Annotated in this window: 21 protein-coding genes and 2 riboswitches; of the genes, 15 read left to right on the top strand and 6 right to left on the bottom strand. The window is 35.0% G+C overall.

Annotation, left to right across the window (positions count from 1 at the left end):
• Positions 1-14 precede the first annotated feature (14 nt).
• The gene (locus tag FA707_RS03435; RefSeq protein ID WP_136952905.1) at positions 15-332 is read left to right on the top strand and encodes a PspC domain-containing protein; all 318 of its coding nucleotides are present in this window, start codon (positions 15-17) and stop codon (positions 330-332) included.
• Positions 332-694 (top strand): phage holin family protein, encoded by a 363-nt coding sequence (locus tag FA707_RS03440; RefSeq protein WP_246032343.1) that lies wholly within the window; start codon positions 332-334, stop codon positions 692-694. The genes FA707_RS03435 and FA707_RS03440 overlap by 1 nt, the downstream gene beginning before the upstream one ends.
• A gap of 63 nt (positions 695-757) precedes the next feature.
• Here the strand turns inward: FA707_RS03440 and FA707_RS03445 are convergent, their stop codons facing one another.
• Entirely contained in the window at positions 758-2449 is a 1692-nt protein-coding gene (locus tag FA707_RS03445; protein WP_136952906.1) for an NFACT RNA binding domain-containing protein, read from the bottom strand.
• A gap of 128 nt (positions 2450-2577) precedes the next feature.
• Between FA707_RS03445 and FA707_RS03450 the strand changes: the two genes are divergently transcribed.
• Both FA707_RS03450 and FA707_RS03455 read left to right on the top strand, forming a co-directional pair.
• Entirely contained in the window at positions 2578-3126 is a 549-nt protein-coding gene (locus FA707_RS03450; RefSeq protein ID WP_136952907.1) for a hypothetical protein, read from the top strand.
• Between the two features lie 99 nt (positions 3127-3225).
• Positions 3226-4017: a hypothetical protein gene (locus FA707_RS03455; protein WP_136952908.1), complete on the top strand. Its 792-nt coding sequence runs from the start codon at positions 3226-3228 to the stop codon at positions 4015-4017.
• Between the two features lie 54 nt (positions 4018-4071).
• On the opposite strand, the gene FA707_RS03460 is transcribed toward FA707_RS03455, so the two are convergent.
• Positions 4072-5043 (bottom strand): tyrosine-type recombinase/integrase, encoded by a 972-nt coding sequence (locus tag FA707_RS03460; RefSeq protein WP_136952909.1) that lies wholly within the window; start codon positions 5041-5043, stop codon positions 4072-4074.
• 153 nt (positions 5044-5196) lie between these two features.
• Positions 5197-6501 carry a hemolysin family protein gene (locus FA707_RS03465; protein WP_246032344.1) on the bottom strand — a complete coding sequence of 435 codons (1305 nt, stop codon included), beginning with the start codon at positions 6499-6501 and terminating at the stop codon, positions 5197-5199.
• 317 nt (positions 6502-6818) lie between these two features.
• Between FA707_RS03465 and FA707_RS03470 the strand changes: the two genes are divergently transcribed.
• The 4 genes from FA707_RS03470 (at position 6819) to FA707_RS03485 (ending at position 13564) form a co-directional block, all read left to right on the top strand.
• On the top strand, positions 6819-8324 hold the full coding sequence (locus FA707_RS03470) for an AcpB/EbpR/MafR family transcriptional regulator (protein ID WP_136952910.1): 1506 nt from the start codon (positions 6819-6821) through the stop codon (positions 8322-8324).
• A gap of 166 nt (positions 8325-8490) precedes the next feature.
• A complete protein-coding gene (locus tag FA707_RS03475; RefSeq protein ID WP_136952911.1) occupies positions 8491-10392 on the top strand; it encodes a beta-glucoside-specific PTS transporter subunit IIABC in 1902 nt (633 codons plus the stop codon).
• A 13-nt stretch (positions 10393-10405) separates the two neighbouring features.
• Positions 10406-11839, top strand: a complete 1434-nt coding sequence (locus FA707_RS03480) for a glycoside hydrolase family 1 protein (protein ID WP_136952912.1) — start codon at positions 10406-10408, stop codon at positions 11837-11839.
• A gap of 279 nt (positions 11840-12118) precedes the next feature.
• The gene (locus FA707_RS03485; protein ID WP_136952913.1) at positions 12119-13564 is read left to right on the top strand and encodes an amidase; all 1446 of its coding nucleotides are present in this window, start codon (positions 12119-12121) and stop codon (positions 13562-13564) included.
• A gap of 41 nt (positions 13565-13605) precedes the next feature.
• On the opposite strand, the gene FA707_RS03490 is transcribed toward FA707_RS03485, so the two are convergent.
• Positions 13606-13986, bottom strand: a complete 381-nt coding sequence (locus tag FA707_RS03490; RefSeq protein ID WP_136952914.1) for a DUF1093 domain-containing protein — start codon at positions 13984-13986, stop codon at positions 13606-13608.
• Between the two features lie 170 nt (positions 13987-14156).
• Between FA707_RS03490 and FA707_RS03495 the strand changes: the two genes are divergently transcribed.
• The 4 genes from FA707_RS03495 (at position 14157) to FA707_RS03510 (ending at position 16161) form a co-directional block, all read left to right on the top strand.
• Positions 14157-14744, top strand: a complete 588-nt coding sequence (locus tag FA707_RS03495) for a phosphatase PAP2 family protein (protein WP_168177337.1) — start codon at positions 14157-14159, stop codon at positions 14742-14744.
• Between the two features lie 29 nt (positions 14745-14773).
• Positions 14774-14878: riboswitch (guanidine-I (ykkC/yxkD leader) on the top strand.
• Between the two features lie 48 nt (positions 14879-14926).
• On the top strand, positions 14927-15268 hold the full coding sequence (locus FA707_RS03500; RefSeq protein ID WP_154299925.1) for a DMT family transporter: 342 nt from the start codon (positions 14927-14929) through the stop codon (positions 15266-15268).
• 1 nt (position 15269) lies between these two features.
• Complete coding sequence (locus FA707_RS03505) at positions 15270-15584, top strand: DMT family transporter (protein WP_136952917.1); 315 nt, start codon at positions 15270-15272, stop codon at positions 15582-15584.
• Between the two features lie 127 nt (positions 15585-15711).
• The gene (locus FA707_RS03510) at positions 15712-16161 is read left to right on the top strand and encodes a hypothetical protein (protein ID WP_136952918.1); all 450 of its coding nucleotides are present in this window, start codon (positions 15712-15714) and stop codon (positions 16159-16161) included.
• 55 nt (positions 16162-16216) lie between these two features.
• On the opposite strand, the gene mgtA is transcribed toward FA707_RS03510, so the two are convergent.
• Positions 16217-18856 (bottom strand): magnesium-translocating P-type ATPase, encoded by a 2640-nt coding sequence (gene mgtA / locus FA707_RS03515; protein WP_136952919.1) that lies wholly within the window; start codon positions 18854-18856, stop codon positions 16217-16219.
• A 288-nt stretch (positions 18857-19144) separates the two neighbouring features.
• Positions 19145-19317: riboswitch (M-box (ykoK) riboswitch) on the bottom strand.
• A gap of 49 nt (positions 19318-19366) precedes the next feature.
• Positions 19367-19852, bottom strand: a complete 486-nt coding sequence (locus FA707_RS03520; protein ID WP_136952920.1) for an FUSC family protein — start codon at positions 19850-19852, stop codon at positions 19367-19369.
• 240 nt (positions 19853-20092) lie between these two features.
• On the opposite strand from FA707_RS03520, the gene FA707_RS03525 reads away from it, so the two are divergent.
• From FA707_RS03525 to FA707_RS03540, 3 genes are all read left to right on the top strand, one after another.
• Positions 20093-21520, top strand: a complete 1428-nt coding sequence (locus FA707_RS03525) for an amino acid permease (RefSeq protein ID WP_136952921.1) — start codon at positions 20093-20095, stop codon at positions 21518-21520.
• Between the two features lie 147 nt (positions 21521-21667).
• Positions 21668-22993: an IS91 family transposase gene (locus FA707_RS03530; protein ID WP_136952922.1), complete on the top strand. Its 1326-nt coding sequence runs from the start codon at positions 21668-21670 to the stop codon at positions 22991-22993.
• A gap of 346 nt (positions 22994-23339) precedes the next feature.
• The gene (locus FA707_RS03540) at positions 23340-24893 is read left to right on the top strand and encodes a PTS transporter subunit EIIC (RefSeq protein ID WP_136952924.1); all 1554 of its coding nucleotides are present in this window, start codon (positions 23340-23342) and stop codon (positions 24891-24893) included.
• Positions 24894-24922: the final 29 nt, after the last annotated feature.

A 24922-nucleotide genomic window follows, 5' to 3' on the forward strand; every position in this document is an offset into this window, starting at 1 on the left:
GAGGAGATAACAATATGAAAAAACGCTTAACAAAATCAACTGATAATGTGGTAGTTTCAGGGGTGCTAGGAGGGATTGGTGAATACTTAGGAATCGATCCTACAGTCATTCGTGTTATCTTCTTAGCAAGTGTCCTATTCTCATTTGGTTCACCGATTCCACTATACCTTATTTTAATGTTAGTTATCCCAACCAATGGGACTAAAAAAAATACGCAACGCCAATTTTACGGAGATAGCTCAACTTACTACGGCAATGATCGTCAAGGACAACCACAACGTCCACGTAAAGAAGCTAAAAAAGTTGAGGAAGATGAGTGGAGTGATTTCTAGTGAGCCAAACAATTAAACGTTTATTATTAAATGCCATCTTATTTATGGCCCTAGCCTATCTGTTTCCCAATATGCTATATGTTAATGGTTTGGGAACAGCGCTAATAGCAAGTGTTGTGTTCTCGATTTTGAACACGCTTCTTAAACCAATTTTACAAATATTAAGTTTCCCCATCACTATTTTGACATTTGGTCTGTTTAGTTTAGTGATAAATGCGAGTATCTTAATGATGACAGGTTACTTTATGGGTCAAGGTGTCTTTTATGTAAATGGTTTGGGCTCAGCATTGTTACTAACTATTACCATTTCATTGGTTAATGCGTTGTTGCAAGTTAATAAAAGTAATAAATATACAGAATAGGTTCGTCCTGTTTCTGACAGTTAAAAGAAACCCGCTTAATCATGAGATTAGGCGGGTTTTGTGTTAGACAGGTTTAGATTTTAATTGTTCAACTTTCTTTTGCTCAGGCGTTACATATAGTGTGCGCTGATTTTCATAAATAACAAAGCCTGGTTTAGCACCGTTTGGTTTGTGGACAAACTTAGCAGCGACATAGTCAACAGGGACTTGGCTAGATAAACGATACTTAGAATGATAGGCAGCTAATATAGCGGCTTCTTCTAGTGTTTCATCGCTAGGTTGACTTGATTTAATAATGACGTGTGAACCAGGAATATCTTTAGCGTGCAACCAAATATCGGTTTTATTAGCGATTTTAAATGTTAGTTGATCGTTTTGTAAGTTGTTTTTACCAACTAAAATTTCGGTACCGTCGTGACTCCAAAAGACATCTGGTTTAGAAGGTTTTACTTTTTTTGTTTGTTTCTGACGATTTTTAATATAACCGGCAGCCACTAATTCTTCCCGAATAACGTTAATATCACTTGGAGAAGCTAGATCTAACTGGCTAATGAGTGAATCAAGATATAGTTGTTCTTGTTTGGCTAGTTCTAATTGTTCTTGAATTTGCTCAGCACCATTTTTTAGTTTGTTATAACGTTTATAATATTTTTGTGCATTTTGAGAAGGGGATAATTGTGGGTCTAAAGCAATTTCTAAAGGCTCATTACTGTAGTAATTGTTCAAAGTGATGGTAGACATCCCATTCGTTAATAAATGCAAGTATGACGTTAGTAGTTCACCTTTAATGCGATAATTATCAGCCTTTTCAGTTGCTTGTAGTTCTTTGGTTAGAATCGTAATCTTTTTCTTATTACGCTTCATTTCAGCCGCCATTTTTTTGATTAATTCGCCGGCTTGTTGTTTGACACGGTCGCGCTCCGCTTTTCCAAAATAAAAAGCATCTAACAGTTCGCTTAATGAGTTGAATTTTTGACCGTCAGTTTCTAGATAGTTAAACGTTGTGGCGCTGAAATATTCTTTATTATCTACTCGATACCACGTCGCATTCACGGGGCTAGAAATAAATTGTTCCCAAGCCTTTAGTTTTTCATTTGGTCGTTGCATTAGTTGATAGATAACTTCACTAGCCGTGTCCTTACCTAGGCCTTGGAAGATAGTCTGAACGGTTTGTGGTGTTAATGGGTTCATCGTGGATAGTGTATCAAATAGTTTCGTTTTGCTAACATCAAAAGGATTCAATTTATTGTCATCTTTAGGTGGTGCAATATAATTAGTACCAGGTAAAAGCAGACGATAACTATTTTGTGAAGGACCGATATGTTTAATACAGTCTAGAATTTTACCGGTGGATTGATTGACTAAGACTAATGTACTGTGACGTCCCATCATTTCTGAAATTAAAATAATATCTTCTAAATCACCTAATTCGTTTCGTCTAGAAAAGTAGAAGTGGACAATTCGGTCATTTTCAATCTGTTCAATCCGGTCTAATATCGCATTTTCTAAATATTTACGTAACATCATACAAAAATTAGGAGGAGAACTAGGATTATCATAAGGAATCGTTGTTAGTTGCATTCTTGCAAAATTTGGATGTGCTGAAAGCAATAATTTATGATTTTTTCCTTGGCTTCTAATTATTAAAATAATTTCTTTTTCATAAGGTTGGTGGATTTTTGAAATGCGTCCACCCGCTAATTGTTCATTAAGTTCTTGGACCATGTGATGTGTAAAAAAACCATCGAATGACATGTTGAAACCTCCTCGTTTGTGCTACTTCTAATAATAGCTTGATTATTTTATAAAGTCCAACTTTAATAGAGAGTTAGACTTTCTTTTTTTTCTTTATATCGTTATACTATTGCTAAGGGGTGGTATTAATGGATGAAGTGAAACAATCAATTGATGTTTTTTTGAATAAGTTAATGGAGTTATCTGATAAAATAGAAATCAAGCATAAAAAAATAATTATTGCTTTCTTTAGCGTGTTAGCTTCGATTCTATTATTTTTGTGCATATTACCGCCTTTTCAAGCGAAGGTTAGAGAAAAACAAGTCAATAACTTGTTGATTAGCGAATTAACAGACAATAAATATTACCTGAGTGTTGCACCAGACGAGTTAGTTAGTTTAATTAAGAATAATAATGAAATTAGTTTATTAATGATAGATCAAACAGATTCTCAAAAAGAAGCCATTACTAATTTGGTTCATAATGATCAGGATAAAAAAGCAATGACGCAACCTGTTTATGTCTATCCTATGATATATAACAACAAAGAAATAAAAGATTTCTTTAAATTATCAAAAGGTGCTACGTTAATTCATTTCAAAAAAGCAACTGAAACTTTCCGAGTTAATTTCAAAAGTGCGGAAGAAATTGAATTTCATTTTTATGATTATTTAGAGGCTATCGCTAATCAAAAATAATTAATATACTAATAAAATAAGCGAGAAAAATTAACTATCTTCAGGTAAAATAAAGGTAGTTAATTTTTTTATTGTACCTAAAAGATAGGAGCGAAGAAGATGCCTGATTATTACTTAATGACGTCACTAGCAGAACCTAAAAAAGAGATGTTTAATCCCAGTGTTCCTACCAACTGTATTCGATATGAGTTCCCAGTTGAACCGCATATCCGTGTTAGTCAGACAATTAATGGTGCTTTGGTGAATAATGTCGCCCTGTGCCGACAGGCCAGTTGTTTACTATCTAACGATTCATTAAAGGTACGATTATATATATTTGAAACTGATCCCAAAGAAACACTGTATGTTTATGATACGTACGATTTAATTGAGAATGATTTATCCCCGGATGCCTTAATGACCAATAGTTTATGGTTATTAAATCAATCTGTACCGCGAGAAATTAAGGAACTTGAATTGTCGGATTTTGTATTTGAAAAGCGTTATATTTTTTCAAATCAATTAAACAAGCATTACTTAGGGTATATTAAAGATGAAAAAATGAAAGATACTTATCAAAATTATTATGATTTTTTTGCTCAACAGGTAGCGGGTGAACGCTATATATCAGAAATCACTTTCCCAATTAGCTATCATTGTCAAACTATTTCATTAGAAAGAATAGAACGGTCAAACGTCCTATCTGAACCAGTCGTGTTACCTCAAAAGGTTGCGAAGTGGGTGAGTTTGCTAAAGTCTCGTCAGTGCAATGTAGATGATTTATTTAACCTTATTGAGAAAATTGAAAATGAGCAGGAACGTAAAATATTAAGCGACTTTGCTTTGGAACAGACAGAAGATTTAATTAAAGCCTATCACGAGGGGTTTCAAATTTTACGGATAAATGAATAGAGACTAATGATAAACAAAACCCTATGACTAATTATTTCAGTCATAGGGTTTTGTTTATAAATTTTCTAAATCAATTAATTTTATTTCCAATGTGACCTTTTTAGGTTCAACGCTCGGGTCATCGTTTTTGCCAATAGCCCAATCAACTGCTTTTTGATTATTTAATTCGGCCATCATCATCGTTTCAAATGTATGATTTAATAACGAAGTGTTAATTTGTCGAGGAAATCCTGAACGAAAACGTACTTCTGTTAGAATTTGCTCTATTTTATTTGTCGTTAGCAATTCCCCATTAATACAGTGTAATAGATGTGAACTAGAACTATTTTTAAAGAGTTCCCAATAGGTTTGAAAATAATCCCGATAACGATGTGGGATGGGGATTACTTCTAACTTGTTTTTACCTCTAGGAATCGTTACTTCATAACTATCAATTGATATATCCGTCCGTTTGATAGTGGTGATTTCTTTAGCGGTTATCCCCATGGTTAGTGACAATAAAATAATTAATAGATTGCGTTGACGAATTAGTTTATCATAAGCAGATTGATGTTCGTTTGGTGGTTCAGCTGCGAGAACCGCTTGCCAAAAAGTAATTCGTTCGGGTTGAGTAAGGGAGTCATCAGCTTCAATGGAATATTTAGAGAGTGCATTGGTTAAAAAAATTTGTTCTTTATGAATAGACAAATTAAAGAGGAAAAATAAAAAATGATTCACAATGTTTATTTTTCGATTTTTTTGAATATAAGTTGCACTATCAATGATATTGAGCCCGTTTGAGATATAGTAGGTTTGTGTTAATGAGATAAAGTCAGTATAATCCGATTGCTTTAGCGAACAGATAAAAATAGAAGAGAGTCTTTGTTGTGGATATTTTAAATAAAGAAAGTCAATCAACTGTTCTAACGTTTGAGCATACTCAAAACGTGTTGTTAAAGAAGTATCAAGTTCATCTAAAAAAAATTGGATAATGTTGGGTAATCGGCTATACGTTTTTTGGTAAGATTCAATTAAATGAACTGGCAAAAATAGTCACATCCATTCTATTATGGTGGTTATAGTATACATTAGCTTAGTTATTTAAAAAAGAAAAATCTCTTGATGGAGCAGAAAGAGATGATAAAAATAGAATTCGTAAAAGGCTATAAAAAGAAATTTTTCTTTTTATAGCCTTTAAGTTTAGTTGTTTTGAGTGACTTTTAGCTGTGTAATCACAACACCGTGTTCCATTTCAGTCACTTCAAATTGGTAACCTTCATGTTGTAGGGTAGTTCCGATTTTAGTTTGATTTAAATCATGATCAAGCAACCACCCACCAATACTTGTAGGGGATTTACCATTGTCTTTATGACTATCTTCAAAATTCAAATCAAATTGTTTAGCTAGCTCATTTAATTCAGTCCGACCATCTACCAAATAACTACCATCAGGTTGAGAAGTAATCATTGGGAGTTCATCGTCTTTTTCATCTTGAATATCACCGAAAACTTCTTCAATAATATCTTCAATCGTTATTAGCCCAGAAGTTCCACCGTATTCATCAACTAAAATAGCTAAATGTTTTTTCTGTTCTTTCATTTCATCTAATAATTCTTTAATTGGCGTATTTTCAAAAATCACCAAAATTTTATTGATTTCGGAGATGATAGACGCTTCGGGATCTTGCATATAAAGTTTAATTAGATCGGTTTGCGTAATATAACCCACTATGTCATCTTTAGTCTCATGTACAACCGGATAGCGACTGTGCCCTTGTGTCATTGAAATATCTAAAGCTTCTCGTACAGTCATCGTATCGTCTAAAACATCCATATCAGGTCTAGAAACCATAATTTCACGCGCTAACGTTTGGTCAAAGCGGAAACTGTTTTCGATTAGCTCGAATTCTTCAGAGTTAATCTCTCCGTGAGACAAACTTTGAGAGGCAATGATTAATAATTCTTCTTCTGAATGGTGTTCGTCGCCCTCACCAGCAATCTGAACGCCGATTAATTTACCTATACCAGAAGCTGATTTGTTAAGTAACCAAATGAACGGAAAAGAAATTTTATAGAACCAGTGAAGTGGTCGTGCAACGGCTAAAACTGTTTTTTCTGTTTTTGAAATACTAATAGATTTGGGAATTAATTCACCAATTACCACATGAACGAACGTCATAATCGCGAAGGCTAAAATAAATGAAATAAGTGTGCGCATAGAAGCGCTAATTGGAAATAGCGATAATACCGGATGTAATAGATGCTCAATTGTTGATTCCCCAATCCAACCAATCGCTAATGAGGTTAAGGTAATTCCTAATTGACAGGCACTTAAGTACTCATCTAAGTGATTAACAATATGTAGTCCTAATGTGGCATTTTTGTTGCCATCATTACTTAAAGATTCCAAACGGGTTTTTCTAATTTTTACAAACCCAAATTCTGCAGCAACAAAAAAGGCTGTTAAAAAAATCATTAGGATAATGATAAATAAATTTAATAACATGGGATAACTCCTTCATATTTAATATGTTAAATGTAACTTATATAGTAAAAAAAAGTCAATAGAATTAGAAACTCGTTAACAAATATAAATGTTTTTGATAAAACGTATATTTAAAAGTTATAATATAATGAGATTTTAACAGTGAAATAATAATAACTAGTGGTTTGCCTATATAATAAAATTAATGAACAACTGAAAAGTACAGCAAGTTAGACTCGTGTAACTTGCTGAAAAATGATATACTTGTCAATAGAATCATAAGAAAGACAAACGATTTCGTCGTTTGTTTTTTTGTGACTATTAAGGGAGTGAACGTCATGAGAGAATTATTAGGAGATAAAGATAATCGACGCCTGCAACTTGTTGAAACCATCTATTTAAATCCTGGGATTTCATTAGATGAATTAGCAAATAAATTTACCTTAACAACCATGCAAATTCAAATTGACATTGGTTTTTTAAATAAACCGTTAGCACCATTAGAAATTGAAATAACCAAAGATAAAAAATGTTATCTTCGTATTCCTCAGCACTTATCGACAAAAATTATTTATCAAGTTTTTTTAGAAAATAATATTAATTTTAAATTGCTTGAAGCTATTTTATATAAAGAATATGATCATTATGAGGAACTTGCTAGTGAGTTGTTTATTTCTCAAGCAACATTAAAGCGGGTCATCAGTTTTATTAATGATTGTTTTAAACCACATGGTGTTTCCATTAAATCTCGTCCTGTGAGAATTGTCGGTGATGAAGCTAATATTCGCGCGTTTTATTTGTTTTATCTACAAGAACGCTATCCGAATGACCAATACCCATTCGATAAACGAATTGATGTGTTTTCCAAAGAACTCGTTAATTTATTTATAGAGAAGTTCCCTGCAGATAAGTTCAATTATGCGAGTAAAATGAGAATGACACGCTACGTTGCGGTTTCTTTATTAAGAGAAACGAAGAGGCATGAAGTGAAACATGGCGAGATTCCTAAGGATTTAGAAAATTTGGTTACGGATGAAATTGAACGTTATACTAATAAAGAAAAGTTTGAATATGTTTTTAAAATGTCACTGACACCCGAACTATATCAGGGATTATTTTTACAATATATCAATTATAGGCATGCGTTTTCTAATCGTGATTATCATGAAAGAATTGCGCTTGTGTCAGATAATCGGATAATCTATGAAGGGTTAAAAACAACGGTTGAATCTATCGGAGAACAGTTTGATATTACCTTAACTCATCCAGAAAATTTACTATTACGGTTATATAATGTTATGTCACTTGGGGCTCATCTGACGATTACCCCTTACGTTATTTATCCAAATCGTAAAATATTTTTATTATTTAGTCAGTCATTAAAGGCGACAATTTTGGAGCAGTCGAAAACATCATTCATGCAGCACGTACCGATGGTCGCTGAAAGAAATGACGCTTATTTTTATGAATTTTTATATTTACTCGTAACCCATTGGCCAGATTTTTATCAAAAAATTATTTATCAAGTGCCTCCTTGTGAAGTGGGGTTGTTTTTTAATAGTGATGTTGAGCATATGCATTATATGAAAGCTAATTTGTCGTTTCTATATGGTGATAAAATCAAGGTAACAGTTATTGATAGTGAAGAGTTAGAAAGTTTACCGGAAAAAAGTCGGATGCTTGATTTATTAATTATCAACTTCATTTTGCCAGAGAAAATAACGCTTAATCTTCCTTATGTCAGCGTGGTTGATGGTCTATCTGAAGATGAAAACAAACAAATCAGAAATTTAATTGATAAAATATACTATGATAAAATGTATCGAAAACGTTTTGAAAAATAAAAGAATACGCTGAATATAAGACTAGCCAGTTAAATGAAAATTAACAGGCTAGTCTTTTTACTAGCTCAAAAAATATATTTTTACGAAGCAAATTGAGCTAATTAAATGTTTTTTTTGATGTATGATAGTATCATCAAGAAATAAAATAACAAGGAGGATTACATCAATGAGTAATAAACAATTAGCAGTTGACGTATTAAAAGCTGTTGGTGGACAAGAAAATGTTAAGTCAGTGGTACACTGTGCAACACGTTTACGCTTTAGATTAAATGACGAATCAAAAGCGAACACAGAGAAATTAAATCAACATCCAGGAGTTATTAAAGTCGTACAAAGCGGAGGTCAATATCAAGTAGTAATTGGCAGCCATGTTAGCGATGTGTTTGAAGAATTACAAGGTTTAGGTAATTTTGGAGGGGACACAACAAATGAGACAACAGAATCTGATGAAAAAGAAACTTTCGTAGGAAAAGCAATTGATATTATTTCTTCTATTTTTACCCCTTTCCTAGGAGTACTTGCAGGTTCTGGTGTTCTGAAAGGGATACTTAACTTATGTTTAGCTGTTGGTTGGTTAGATGCTCAATCAGGTACTTATCAATTATTAAATGCGGCTTCAGATGGTATTTTTTACTTTATGCCAATGGTCTTAGCTATTACAGCAGCTCGTAAATTCAAAACAAATGAATATCTAGCTTTAGTTTTAGCGATGGCTATGTTGTATCCAGGATTTGTTGAATATGCTGCGGGAATTGAAGCAGCTGAAGGTAGTTTAACATTTTTAGGCCTACCAGTTATCTTTAAATCAGCAATTGGTTATAAATCTACGGTTATTCCAATTATTTTAGCTGTATGGATTCAAAGTTACGTTGAAAAATTTGCCAAAAAAGTCGTTCCTAGAGTATTAAGAACGTTTGGTGTTTCATTACTTACGTTACTAATCATGGTACCTTTAACTTATTTAATAGTTGGACCAATCGGATTAGTTGTCGGACAATTTATTGGGGCAGCATTTAAAGAAATCTATTCAACTTCAGATATCTTAGCTGGTGCCGTATTAGGTGGTTTCTGGCAAGTCCTAGTAATGTTTGGAATGCACTGGGGATTAGTACCTGTTACGTTACAAAATCTTGCGACAACAGGTATGGACAATATGATTCCAATGTCACTTGCAGGTGTATTAGCTCAAGCGGGTGCAGCATTTGGGGTTTTCTTAAAAACAAGAGATAAAAACTTAAAAGGAATTGCAGGATCAGGAGCATTAGCAGGTTTATTTGGTATTACAGAACCAATCGTATATGGGGTAACATTACCACTTAAACGACCATTTATCTTTGCTTGTATCGGTGGTGCTATTGGTGGTGCTATTGTAGGAGCCAATGGTGTCATTTCTTATTCATTTGGTCAAAGTATGTTAACTTTACCAAGCTTTATAAACAAAGAAACAGGCGATACATCTAAAATGGTTATTGCAGCCATTGCTTATGTTATTGCCATTGCATTTGCCGCAATCATGACATATTTCTTCGGTAACGTGAATAAAAAAGCGGAAGCAGCAACTGAAACAGTTACCGAAGCAGTGAAAGAAGAAACAGCAGTTGCAAATGTATCAGGGAATGAAACATTTGTTAGTCCATTAAAAGGGCAAGTGATCGCTTTAGGTGATGTGGAAGATGCAGTATTTAGTTCAGGTGCGATGGGACAAGGTGTAGCAATCGAGCCAACTGAGGGTAAATTACTGGCACCGGTTGACGGTGAAATTGCGTTATTATTCCCAACTGGACACGCGATTGGAATGAAAACAACAGACGGTGCAGAAATTTTAATGCATATCGGTATGGATACAGTCGAATTAAACGGTGAAGGTTTTACAGCTCACGTTGCACAAGGTGATCAAGTGAAAGCAGGTCAATTATTAATTGAATTTGATATTGATTTTATTAAATCTAAAGGCAAACCAACTGTGACACCAATCGTCGTAACTAATTCAGCTGAATATCATAATGTGACAGTTATCGAGCCAAAAGCAATTGAAGTTGGCGAAGAATTATTTACAGTAGAAAAATAGAAACGGAGTGGTAATGGTGAAATTTCCAACTAATTTTTTATGGGGTGGCGCAACGGCTGCTAACCAGTGCGAAGGGGCGTATTTAGAAGACGGTAAAGGCTTATCAATTGCTGATGCAATGCCTGGTGGTAAAGAACGATTTAAAAAGGTTTTTGCCGAAGACTTTGATTGGACGATTGATGAAACAATTAACAGCTATCCTAATCATACTGGAATTGATCACTATCATCACTACGAAGAAGATATTGCTTTATTTGCTGAAATGGGGTTCAAAGCTTACCGATTCTCAATTGCTTGGACACGTATTTTTCCAACGGGTACGGAAGAAACGCCCAACGAATTAGGGTTAGCGCATTACGAAAAAGTGATTGATACATGTTTAAAATATAACATTGAACCAGTTATCACTATCTCTCACTATGAGATGCCATTACATTTAGCGAAAGAATTTGGTGGTTGGCAAGATCGTCGTTTGATTGACTTATACGTGAAGTATGCGGACACAATCATTCGTCGTTTTGCTGACAAAGTGAAATATTGGATGACATTTAATGAAATTAATGGTGCGTTACACTTCCCAGCTCTAAGCTTGGGGATGGTACCAACTACGGGCTCAACGAATAAGCAATTAGTTTTCCAAGCCCTACATCATCAGTTTGTAGCGTCAGCTAAAGTGGTTAAATTAGCGCATGAAATCAAATCAGACTTACAAGTAGGGATGATGACGATTTATGCAACAGGATACGGAATGGATTGTCATCCGGAAAACCAAGTTGCAAACATGCAAAAAGGCCAAGAAATTAATGGTTTCTGTTGCTCAGTTCAAGCAGGCGGTGAATATCCACCGTACACTGAACGTATCTTTAAGAAATACGGTGTCCAACCATTAGCAATTGCTGAAGGTGATTTAGAGTTGATTAAAGAACACACTGTTGACTACATTGGTTTAAGTTACTATATGTCCACCGTCATTGACGTGATTGATCCCGATGCAGCAAAAGTAGCAGGTAACTTAACCGGTGGTGCTAAAAATCCTCATTTACCAACAAGTGATTGGGGTTGGCAAACAGATGCGATTGGTTTACGTATCGGTCTAAATGAATTGTACAATACGTATCATAAACCATTATTTATCGTAGAAAATGGTTTAGGAGCAATCGATACTATTTCTGAAGATGGCCAAATTCATGATGATTATCGAATCGATTATTTACGTCAACACATTGAACAAATGGCCTTAGCAATTGCTGATGGCGTCGATTTAATGGGTTACACTCCTTGGGGCTGTATTGACTTAGTCAGTGCTTCAACAGGTGAAATGGCGAAACGTTACGGCTTCATCTATGTCGATAAAGACGATCAAGGAAATGGTAGTTTGAATCGTATGAAAAAAGATTCGTTCGATTGGTATAAACAAGTCATCGCAAGTAACGGCGAGACATTATAAGAAAAAAAGCTGGGACAATTCGTCTCAGCTTTTTTTTGATCTAATCATACAATTTTGTACGTTATGCCTTTAGTGTTTAGTTAGTCGCTATTTGTAAAATTTGATGTTAACGCTATTTATGGAATTTTCAACAAAAACTATTAGGTTATCTTGTTCTTAAATGATTAATTAGGATAGTTTTTCGAGAGTAAATATGAAAAAATAATAAAGAGAGTATTTTAGGCGATAAGTGAGTTTTACGCTTAAATCGTAAAAATAATCGAAGGAAAGGAACTAAACATGAAAGATGCGACTTATTGGATTAACCAATTGAAAAATAAAGAAATTTCCCATCAAGAATTAATTCATAGTATTAGTAACAAAGTAAAAAAATTGAATCCGGAATTAAATGCCGTGATTACTTTTTCATCTAGTGATGCTCTATGTGAGATTGAGCAAAGAGAGGGTGTACTTCAAACACCTTTTGCTGGACTCCCTGTGCCGTTAAAAATTTTAGGACAAAGTAAAAAGGGCTGGCTTGATACGTCAGGTTCTCGCCTGTTTAATGATTACCGAGCATCTGACAGTAACTATTTTGTTGGAAAAATGGAACAAGTGGGGTTACTAGCCTTAGGGCAAACGAATAGTCCGGAGTTTGGGTTTAAAAATATTACGGATCCGTTCATTCATGGTGTGACAAGGAATCCTTGGAATGTTGCACACTCGCCAGGTGGTTCTAGTGGAGGTGCTGCGGCGGCTGTTGCTTCAGGCATGTTTCCTTTAGCGATGGCGAGTGATGGAGGAGGATCAATTCGCATTCCAGCATCTTTTTGCGGCTTGATAGGGCTGAAACCCACAAGAGGTCTGATGCCTGTTGGTCCGAGTGGTTGGAGAGGATGGCAAGGGGCTTCGATTAGTTTTGGGCTGACACTTTCTGTTCGTGATACTCAATTACTGTTTGATAGCTTAAGAGGTATTCATACAGCGGCTCCTTATCAGCCAGTCAATCTGTTCATGGATCAAACAAAGCGCCCGTTGAAAATTGCATATTGTCTTGATTCACCAGTAAACAGTATCGTGTCAACAGATGCTAAAATCGCTTTACAAAAAACACTCAAACAATTAGAAAAAATGGGACATCAATTGGTTTCAGTTAACTACCCTGTTGATGGCATTCGTCTCATTAGAAGTTATTATGCAATGAATGGTGGAGAGACAGCCGCGATGTTTAAACAAATTGAAAAAAACTTCAACCGTTCGATGACCATTGAGGATATGGAATTAATGACATGGGGGATTTATCAGTACGGGAATAAAATAGACGCGGCCGATTATATCGAAGCGTTGCAAAGTTGGGATGAAGCAGCGTTTCAAATGGAAGAACTCTTTGATGATTATGATTTATTTTTATCTCCAACCACCGCAACTACTGCTCCTAAAGTGGATGCACCGCTTGTTTCTGAAGCAATTCAGGAGCGTTTACGACTAAGCGAACGGTTAAATCAAACTCAGGCAGCACAATTAATTGAAGAGATGTTTGCAGATAGTTTAGCTTTAACTCCTTACACACAACTGGCTAATTTAACGGGTCAGCCAGCGATAAGCTTACCTGTCCATATCGGTGAAAATGGTTTACCAATCGGTGTGCAGTTGATGGCTAAGCGAGGGAATGATCAATTATTATTAGATATAGCTGCTCAGTTGGAGCAAGAAGAATTGTTTGAATTGCCACATATTAATCGCTAAAAAGGAGCTGTGACACTTGTTAGTCACAGCTCCTTAAGTTTCTATTGTAACTTGTTAACCAAGTTAGTTGGTACATCGTTCATGTCGATAACTGATTTTTTAATGATACGTTTTTCGCTTGCATCAAATTTCATGACTGTTCCAGCTTCATAAGCGGACCCATTTTTATCACGTCCAGTTGTGATAACATCAAATTTTAATTGACGTGCATTACCGTCTTCATCGTACGCAGTTACTTCGTATTTAAATCCTTTACCTAGTGCGTTACCGCTGTCGTCTTTAATAGTTGTTTCTTCTGGAAGTGGTTCACTGATTACGCCATAGTAATCTTGACCGACATAGGTTGATTGATAGTAGTTCCATGCTTTATACCCTCCAAGTGCTAACAAGACAACAATTATTAATCCAAAAAAGTTTTTCATATTATTTTCCTCTTTTCATCATTTAACTTACTTATAATTTAACATGGACGTCATCAAAATAAATCAGACTTATGACCTATATTTTGCTAGGCTTTTTGGATGAAAAGATATTTTTTAGTTTATATAATGTTATAATTATAGTGAGAGAAGATAATAGAGGTGAGAATAAAGTGTTAGTAGTTGTTGGGTGTATTGCTTGTTTAATATTTAGTGTCATCGTTTTTTTAGTTATGAATCATAAAACGAATCAAATTGACGAAGCCGTTATGAATTTTGCGTTAGATCATCGTACGAGAGTCTGGACACTAGCTATGAAATTTTTTACGGAAGTAGGAAAAGCTATGCCAGTTGCTTTTATATGTTTAATGAATTATTTTTATTTTTCAAAAGATTTATTTTTTGCAAATGAATTATTGATTTGTTTAGGAGTAGGGATGTTAGTTGCCTACTTATTTAAGATTACGATAAAGCGAGAACGACCAGATGAGCACCGTTTAGTGCAAGAAAAAGATTATAGCTTTCCTAGTTATCATGCCTTGGGCTCAGGTTTAATTTATTTTTCAATTATTCTAGAATTGCTTAGTCGTGGAGCGAGTTATCATTGGTTAGGTCTGCTGATTTGTGTGATTTTCCTAGTTATGATTGGTTACAGCCGTGTTTATTTGGGGATTCATTATATTAGTGATGTTCTTGGTGGTTGGAGCTTAGGTATAACACTTGCTTGTTTTGTCAGATTAATTTATAGACTGTCTATTTGACAAATTGTAAATTTCAGGTATGATTAAATTATTAAGTTTTCTAGGGTTCCGCATCATCTACATGATGGCCTGGTCCGAGGGGAAACGCGCAAATAATTATTTGCGTCACACGGAAGGACAAAATCCTGGGAGAAGATTGTACTAACAATCTTTTCTCAGGATTTTTTTATTATTTAAGGAGGATGAATAGTGTGAACAAAAATTGGTTAATGATTATTATAGCGGGTATTGTTGAAGTTGGGTGGGTGATTGGATTAAAGCACTCTAGCAATTTGTGGGAATACTTATTAACGCTACTGGCAATATTTTTTAGTTTTTATTTTTTAATTAAAGCCAGTCAGGAACTAGCGGTTGGGACTGCCTATGCCGTCTTTGTTGGCATTGGGACAACCGGTACGATTTTAATGGATACGTTACTTTTTGGTAGTACGTTATCCATTGTCAAAGTATTATTAATTATGACTCTTTTAGCAGGTGTGATGGGGTTAAAATTATTAAGTGATCATTCAGAAGGAGGACATTAACATGGCATGGGGATATTTAATTTTAGCTGGAGTTTTTGAGATGGTTGGGGTGTCATTAATTAATAAATTCAACCAAGAAAAATCACTGCAAGCAGTTATTTATCTGTTGCTAGGGTTTGGGGCAAGTTTTTTCTTTTTGAACTTAGCAATGAATGATATTAGTATGGGAACTGCTTATGCGATTTGGACAGGTATTGGAGCAGCAGGTGGCGCTTTAATGGGAATGCTATTTTATGGTGAAGCCAAAGATTGGCGTCGTATTGTGTGTTTGTTATTAATTATTGGTTCGGCAATTGGTTTGAAATTAGTTGCTTAGGTTGCTGTGTCGAAAAAGAATGCGGACGAATTATTTTGGTGAAGCACTCTTCTAATGGTATGATAGAGATGAAGTCAGATTGATGTTATTTAACGTTAAAATAATTAAGTCAAGATGGAGGCGTCCTATGGAGAATACATTGAATTTAGAAGGGGTTAGTTTTTTTCATTTTTATATTGGCGGACAATTTATCGGTTATCCAAATGTAAAAATTAAAGAAAAAGACGAACAAATTAAGGTAAGTATGTCTTATGGTTATTCGCTGGAAAATCTAGAGCCAGAAGATGATATGCCAACACTTACTGAAGAAGATTTTCGTTTGTTTTTAGCAGAAGTCTTTTTGTTAATTGAAGGCTGGGAGCCGCGGTACGTTAATTACGATATGCTAGATGGGACACAGTGGGGAATGACGCTTTCGTACAGTGATTTAGATGATGAAAATAATCGAACTGAAGATATGAATGATTTAGCAGATACATTAATCATTTCTGGTAGTAATGCTTTTCCAGAAAATTTTGATACAATCTACGCGTTGATGGCAAAATATGGGATTAAAAATCCTGAATTCAAATATTAATAGTAAAACCAGTCGGTTATCTTAAAAGATACTCGACTGGTTTATTTTTATGTCGTTATAGTAACTCGCCGTACTTCTTCATATAGAAGTGCTTAACCACGGTCACTAGTAATAAGTATGCCAAGACGGTAATAATTAGCCATAGCCAATAATTACCAGGCAGTGGAGCTAAATCAAGATTAGTTCCTAGAGCTGTGAAAGGTAAGATTGTGCCAACTATAATCCCTAAGCTAGTGATGGTTGTCATAATAAAGGAAGCATTACTTTGTAGAAACGGAATTTTGGGTGTTCGTAAAGTATGTAAGACCAAAGTTTGGGTCCATAGTGATTCAACAAACCAACCAGCATGGAATAGGGCGATAAAGGCAACTTTTTGACCGGCGTCTAGCGTATGGAACGGCCCCCCTATAACTTGTGGACAAATATAGTAGAACATAAGAATAAAGGTCGTAATGTCAAATACAGAGCTCGTTGGTCCGAACCAAAACATGAAGTTACCGATACTTGATGCATCCCATTTCTTGGGTTTATCCAAATATTCTTTGTCCATTCTATCCCAAGGAATTGAAATACATGATAAATCATATATCAAGTTTAAAAACAAAATTTGAATCGGTAACATGGGAATAAATGGCAACATTAAGCTGGCTGCTAGGACAGAAAACATGTTACCAAAGTTTGAACTTGCCGTTGTTTTAACATATTTCATGATATTACCGAAAATTTCACGTCCAGATAAAATGCCTTTTTCTAGGACCATTAAATCTTTTTCTAATAAGATCACATCGGCGCTTTCTTTAGCAATATCAACTGCAGTATCAACAGAAATACCTACATCGGCGGCTTTCATTGCAGCTGCATCATTAATACCATCGCCCATAAAGCCAACGGTGTGCCCGTTTTCGCGAAGTAAGGTGACTAAATCAGATTTTTGTGTTGGGTTTAGTTTAACAAAAATCTGATGTGTTTCAACTACGTCTTTTAGTTCGTCATCGCTAAAGGTTGCTAGTTCATCACCAGAAATAATTGTCTCAACAGGTAGCCCGACTTGTTGGCAGACGGTTGTTGTGACTAATTCGTTGTCTCCTGTGAAGACTTTTACCCCGACACCATGTTCTTTTAACGCTTCAAGGGCTGCCTTAGTGGTTTCTTTTGGTGGATCTAAGAAGGCTAGGTAACCAATTAAGACCATATTAGCTTCATCTTTTGTAGAAAATTCACCTTCCACACTTGGATTAGTTTTTTGAGAAACACCTAAGACACGCATACCATCTCGATTTAATTCTTCTACTTTGGATAAAATAGTTTGTCGTTCCTTAGCGGTGATTGGCATTACACGGCCATCATACTCGACGAAAGATGAAATAGCTAACATTTCTTCGATAGCACCCTTAGTAATCATTTGGCGTTTGCCATGTTCATCTTGCATCACCACACTCATACGACGACGTTCAAAATCGAATGGGATTTCATCTACCTTGGTGTAGTTTATATTCAAACTAGCAACGTCTAACAACTCATTAGCTTCTTCAATAATTGCGACATCAAGTAGATTTTTTAAACCTGTTTGGTAGTAACTATTTAAATACGCATGTTTCAGCACACGATCATCTTCCAAACCATTACAATTTAAGTGGTATTCTAAAATAATTTTATCTTGTGTTAATGTGCCCGTTTTATCGGTACATAGGACATCAATGGCACCAAAGTTCTGAATGGCGTTTAAATTTTTGATAATAGTACCTTCTTTGGCCATTTTATTGGACCCTTTAACTAAATTAGTGGTGACAATCATCGGTAACATTTCAGGGGTTAAACCAACGGCTACGGACAGTCCAAATAAGAAAGCCTCTAGCCAGTTATTAATAGTGATACCGTTAATAATCACCACCAATGGCGCCATGATGGCCATAAACTTGATTAATAACATTGAGGTTTTATTAATACCAATTTCAAAGCTGGTAGGAATCGGTTTTTCAGATAGTGTATCAGCAATTGAACCGAACATCGTGTCATTACCTGTAGCAATGACTAGTGCTTCGGCACTTCCGCTAATAACGTCACTCCCCATAAAGAGTAAGTTATCATAACTTGTGTCGCTTTGCGGTTCCAAAATAGTGCTTTCGGCTATTTTTTCAACAGGATAGCTTTCACCTGTTAATGAAGACTGCGAAATAAATAAATCTTTACTTGATAATAGTCTAAGGTCGGCTGGAATCATATCGCCAGCAGCTAATTTAATTATATCGCCACAAACAACGTCTTCAATTGGTAATTCAATTGCCTCACCATTTCGACGTACATTCGTTGTTACTTTGACCAGTGACTTTAATTGTTCCGTCGCGCGATTTGATTTTACGGACTGAATCAACGTCATGGTGCCGCTGACAACGACCATTAAAGTTATAATGAAGACAGCAAATAAATCACGTTCTCCGGGTGGTGCAATCACATAATCGGTAATAAAAGAAATAATCGCTAATGTGATCAATACTAATGTAAAGGGGGTAATGTACGCTTTTAAAATTTCTACTAATAAAGGTGTTTTCTTACCGTTTGAGAGCTGGTTCGCTCCAAATTGTTGACGGTTTTCTTCCGCATCGCGGGTTGTTAGTCCATTAGTTGATGTATTAAAATGGTCAAATAGATTTGTGATACTAGTAGTGGCAAATTCGAAATATTGTTTCTTGTTCATAATGGTTTCCTCTTTTCATTGTGATTCTGTGTCATGCGTGCTTAATAAATGAGGAAATTATGAAATTCAACCACTAATTTGAGGCGAAGTATGGTGTTCTTCGTCTAAATAACTTGGTGGTTTTTCTTTTTGAGTCATAATTTCCTGTTCAGATTGACTGTCATCCATGTTCTTCGCCTCCTTTTTTTGTATAGAAAAAGCCCTTCACTAAGCACAGCTCAGCGAAGGGCAATAGGTCATAATGAAATTGCAACATGTTATTAAAAAATGTTGCACCAAAAAACATAGCTATTGATCTAGTCGTTGAGCTTTAGCACTATACAACGTAAAAAACGTGACCGTTTTTAGCTACCTTATGAAAAGCCTTATTTCGACAATTCCTGTTCTACCCATTGGCGTCTTTCGACATTTTTGGGCAGTAGCCTATGTTTGTATAGGAGCCTCACCTAACAAATATTTTACTTACACTTACAACTTAACACCGATAATAGTAAGTGTCAATCAGAAAATTTAAATATCATCCGTTTTTTTACATTGCCTATTGGGTAAGAGGTAATCAACTGCTAGACCGATCCCTAAACCTATGAAACTATCAAGAATTCGATTGAAGGCGTAAATATAAGTTTGAGTCTCTGGAATCATAAATAATATCGTAAACAGGGTGGCACAACCACCAACTGTTCCTGCAGTTGCTTTTAACTTAGTTAATAATGTAATCATCATCATAATAGTAAGTGGCATAATAATTAACTGACTGATATCCGTTTTACCAAAAAGGTCAAATAAAGTAATCACTAATAGGGAGGAAAAAGCGCCAACCGTATTACCAATCACGCGGTTTTTTCCATAACGAATGCTGTTTTCAAAATCTTTTCTAATCGTAAAAATCGCTGTTAATGCTGAAACAATATAAGTTTCGCGTTTGAAAATAATACTAATTAATATACATAAAAAAACTGCAACACCAGTTTTTAATGTTCGTAGTCCAAAAGGCATCTGAAATTCTCCTTAAATGATAATATTCACAAACACTAACTATAGAATAAAATCATAAAATTAACAACGTTTTTCTTAATTATATAGAGTTAATAGTCAAATAAAGCAAACGATTCAAATTAAATAACGGTTATCACATTAAAGTTTGGTGAATATTTACTGATAACTATTGTGAAAAAACTACTTGGTTTTTAAACTGATAGAGTAACTAAATAATGATAGAGGAAGTGAAATGTTAAAATGGATCAAAAGCAAATGCGATGGTTCACAGTTGGCTTAATTGCTTTTAACATGGTGTGGGGGTTAGGGAATGTTGTCAATAACTACTCACAACAAGGAATTTCAGTTGTAACGTCATGGATTTTAATCTTGGCTTTATATTTTATTCCTTACGCGTTAATTGTTGGACAATTAGGGTCAACTTTTAAAGACAGTAATGGTGGCGTAAGCTCATGGATCGAAAATACGACCAATAAAAAATTAGCTTACTATGCTGCATGGACGTATTGGGTGGTACACATCCCGTATTTAGCTCAAAAACCACAAGCGATTTTGATCGCATTAGGATGGGCTATCAAAGGTGACGGTAGTTTTGTTTCAGGTATGTCAGTTCAAATGGTTGCAATTATTAGTTTAGTCATCTTCTTATTATTCTTATATTTATCTACTAAAGGTTTGTCAACCTTAAAAGTTATTGGTGGTTTAGCTGGTACAGCGATGTTTATTATGTCAATTTTATTCATTTTACTAGCAGTTGGCGCACCTTTTATTGATCAATCAATGGAAATCGCTACGCAAGACATGACAAGTATTAAAACCTATATTCCAAAGTTTGATTTATCATATTTTGCCACAATTTCTATGTTAGTATTTGCCGTAGGGGGAGCTGAAAAAATTTCACCTTACGTTAACCAAACGAAGAATCCAGCCAAAGAATTTCCTAAAGGAATGATTTTATTAGCGATTATGGTTGGGGTTTCAGCTGTATTAGGCTCAGTCGCGATGGGGATGTTATTTGCAAGTGATAATATTCCTTCAGATTTAATGACTAATGGGGCCTACAGTGCTTTCCAAAAATTAGGGGAGTACTATGGCGTTGGTAATTTCTTGATGATTGTTTATGCGTTAACGAATACCATCGGTCAAATTTCAGCGTTAGCTTTCTCTATTGATGCACCGCTTCAGGTATTATTAGCGGATGCTGATAAAGAATATGTACCAACTTGGTTACGTCAACGTACTGCCAAAGGGACATTAAAAAATGGTTACTTATTAACAGGTATTTTAGTAAGCATCATCATCTTATTACCTATCTTTGGTATTAAAAACATGGACGAATTAGTTAAATGGTTGACTAACTTGAACTCTGTCGTGATGCCATTACGTTATCTATGGGTATTCTTAGCGTATATGATGTTAAATAAAGCTTTCAAAAATTATCAAAATGCCGAGTATAAATTTATGAAAAATCCTAAATGGGGTTATGCCATTGGTTTATGGTGTTTTGCTTTTACAGCTTTTGCGTGTGTTTTAGGGATGATTCCAAAAATTCCTTACGGTTCAGAAGGTTGGTGGTTCCAAATGATTTCTAATATCGTGACACCTATTGTGTTCGTTGCTTTAGGAATGATTTTACCAGCGATTGCAAGAAGAGAACAAGCAAAATAATTATAATATTAGTAAATGAGGAGTGATGATGTCAATCGTCACTCTTTTTTAACTATAAAGGGATTATAAAATTTTGTGTCGTATGATGCTTGTTCTATCAAGTGTTATACGGCTTTTTTATTGTTTCAAATTTGGTATAATTTAAATATGAATGTGAATATTCTTCAAGCTATATTTTTTGATAAGTATCATAATTGGGATAATTTTATCATCAAGTATTCTGACAGACTTCGTCCGGTAGTTAAGAAGGAGGTTGCTAAGTTTAGAAATTGTGGAGATATCCAGAAAGGATATCGTTTGTATGTTTGCGAGGGATGTCATGATGTCAAATTTCTACCTTTAAGATGTAAAGGTAAGTTTTGTCCAAGTTGTGCTAAAGGTGAGAGTGAACGTTGGAGTGAAACGATAGCTCAAGACATGTATCACACTATTCATCGTCACATTGTTTTTACAATAGATGAAGGTTTACGTGATATCTTTTTAATGGATAAGTATCGAAGTACCTTGTTAAAAGGATTAATGGATGAAGCCGCCAAAATAATTATAGAGTTCTTTGATAAGCGTAAGATACAGCCTGGAATAATTTCAGGATTACATACGTTTGGTTCACAATTAGAGTTTAATCCTCATGTTCATATGATAGTAACAATGGGTGGTGTAAACAGAAAAGGTGAATGGGAAAATTATGATTATTTACCTTATGTAATGCTTAGAAAATATTGGCAGAATGCGGTATTAAAATTGATTAGGAGAACTTTATCACCACGTGATAAAGCAAAAGTTCAGTATAAATTACAGAAGGCCTACCATCAAAATGGAGAAGGATTTTATGTGAATGCTCCTAAACGGAGCAGAACGAATACCAAAGGCTTACTACAATATATCAGTCGCTATATGAAAAGAGGGCCTATTGCATTAGAACGAATAAAAATGTATGACGGTCATCATGTCATGTTTGAATATCATGATAAGCGGACGAATAGAAAAGAAATGAAAACAATGACGGCAGAAGAGTTTATAGGGGCATTAGTTCGTCATATTCCAGATCGACATTTTAGAATGATACGTCATTATGGTATTTATAGTCGAAGGATAAAAAGCTTTATCAAAAAAATTGTAGAAGTTTATCAAGAAAAGGTAAAAAAGTTATTGATAAACAGTAAACAAATGCTTAAAAGTAAAACTTGGGCTCAAAGAATAACCGAATGTTTTGGAAAAAATCCATTGGATTGTCCTAATTGTGGTGAAGAATTTGTCTTTATGGGGATGAGTGTGTGCAAAAATGGTAGACTAATTACTAAATATACGAAGAATAAGCAAGCAATGATAGTGATGAAGGAGGAGAATATTCGTCTTGGCCAAAAAGAAACGCAACATCAACAAAAAGAAAAAACAGAAGCAGCTTTTAAAAAGCTTCGATTCGACTGGGAATTCTACGGTGACTTATATATGTCTCCAGTGTGGAATAGCTGAACGTATTCCGAAGGAAATCATTGAAACGATTGAGTTTTTAGATGAAGATTTCAGTCCGCTTACTGCACCACAATTTAGTTGTGAAAAATGTGGTGGTGAAATGTATCCACAATATTATCGGAATTTCTGTGGGATAGAATTTCAATTGTCAGATGTGCAAGATAAATAGTTACCACTACACTAAAAAGGCCTCGGGAAATTTTTCCCGAGATTTTCTTATTTTCTTAAAGTGACCTAAGTCATATTGGGTGACCTAGATGATTTCTAATAATTTAGTTGTTCTTTAATAAAGCGCTTTTAAGTGATATTATCACACTATAAATTAATTAAAGGAGAGCAACATATCATGAGTAAAAGCAAAAAGTTTAGCGAGGGGATTCAACAGTTTGGTAGAACGTTACTTTTGCCGATTGGCGTGTTAGCACCGATTGGAATGATTTTAGGTATAAGTGGGGCTTTTGTCCAACCGTATATGATTGAACGTTTCCCGTTTTTGGGTAATGAAGCAGTTAATGCAGCTTTGGTAAGTATAAGAACGATTGCTAGTGTTATTTTTGATAATATTCCATTGTTATTTGCAATGGGTGTCGCATATGGTATGAGTAAAAAAGATAAAGGCATCGCAGTTTTCGCTTCTGTTGCAGGTTATTTGACAATTATAGCGACGATGAATGTTTGGTTGACGCTAACTGGTAAGATGGCTGATCCTGAAATTATGACACAAGTCGGGCAAATCAGTGTGTTGGGGATTCAAACCATGAATATCAGTGCAGCCGGAGGGATTATCACAGGATTGGTTGCAGCATGGGCAACAGACAAGTTCTATAATTTACAGTTACCAACAGCCTTGGCCTTCTTTTCAGGTAAAAAGTCAGTGCCGATTATTACAATCGGATGTATGGTTGGTTTAGGTTTAACGGTACCGTTTATTTGGGAATTATTTGTAGGTATTCTGATGAAGCTGTCCGTTGTTATATTAAGTACTTTTGGACCATTCTTTACAGCTTTCGGAGAGCGTGCATTTATTCCATTTGGTCTTCACCATGTTTGGAACGCTATGTTCCGTTTTACTGAAGCGGGCGGCTCGTATGTGATTGATGGAGAAACTTATGTTGGGGTATTACCTGCTTTAAACGAAGTGTTATTTAATCAAGGACCAAATAGTCAATATTGGAGTATGATGCCTGAATTAACAAGATTTATGGCACAACAACAAATGTTAATTACGTTATTCTTATTCCCAGCAATCGCTTTTGCGATGTATCGTTCAGCTCGTACTGAAAACAAAGCGGAAGTTAAATCTATGCTGATTACTTTAGTATTAACAGCTATGCTTGGTAACGTTACGGAGCCCTTAGAGTTTACGTTTGTTTTCATTGCACCATTATTGTTCGTCGTTTATGCAATTATTTGTGGCATCGGAGCGGTATTATTATCGCTCGCTGGTGTAGCCATCGGGTATATTCGTGGGACCATTTTTGACTTTGCTATTTTTGGCTTACTATATAAAGGGACGAATTGGCAGTACTTTGTCTTAATAGGTATTGGAATGGCTGTGTTAACATACTTTGTCTTTTATTGGGCAATTAATAAATTTGATATTAAAACACCTGGTCGTGAAGAGAGTAATAATATCGACAGTACGTTGTTAAAAGAAAAACGTTATGACGAAGTAGCAGGATTAGTTTTACAAGGTTTAGGTGGTAGTGCCAATATTTCAAGTGTAGAAAATTGTATCACTCGTCTAAGAATTGATTTAAACGATGTTTCAAAAATTGACAAAGATGTGTTAGAAAAATCAGGGTGTACAGGTTTCTTTTTCCCATCAGCCAAACATATTCATATTGTATATGGGCCACAAGTTGAATTTGTTAGAAATGCATTAGACGAAATTAGATAAAAAAATGTGGCACAATAAAAAAATAAGGG

This window comes from Vagococcus zengguangii (genome assembly GCF_005145005.1).
Taxonomy (GTDB): domain Bacteria; phylum Bacillota; class Bacilli; order Lactobacillales; family Vagococcaceae; genus Vagococcus_A; species Vagococcus_A zengguangii.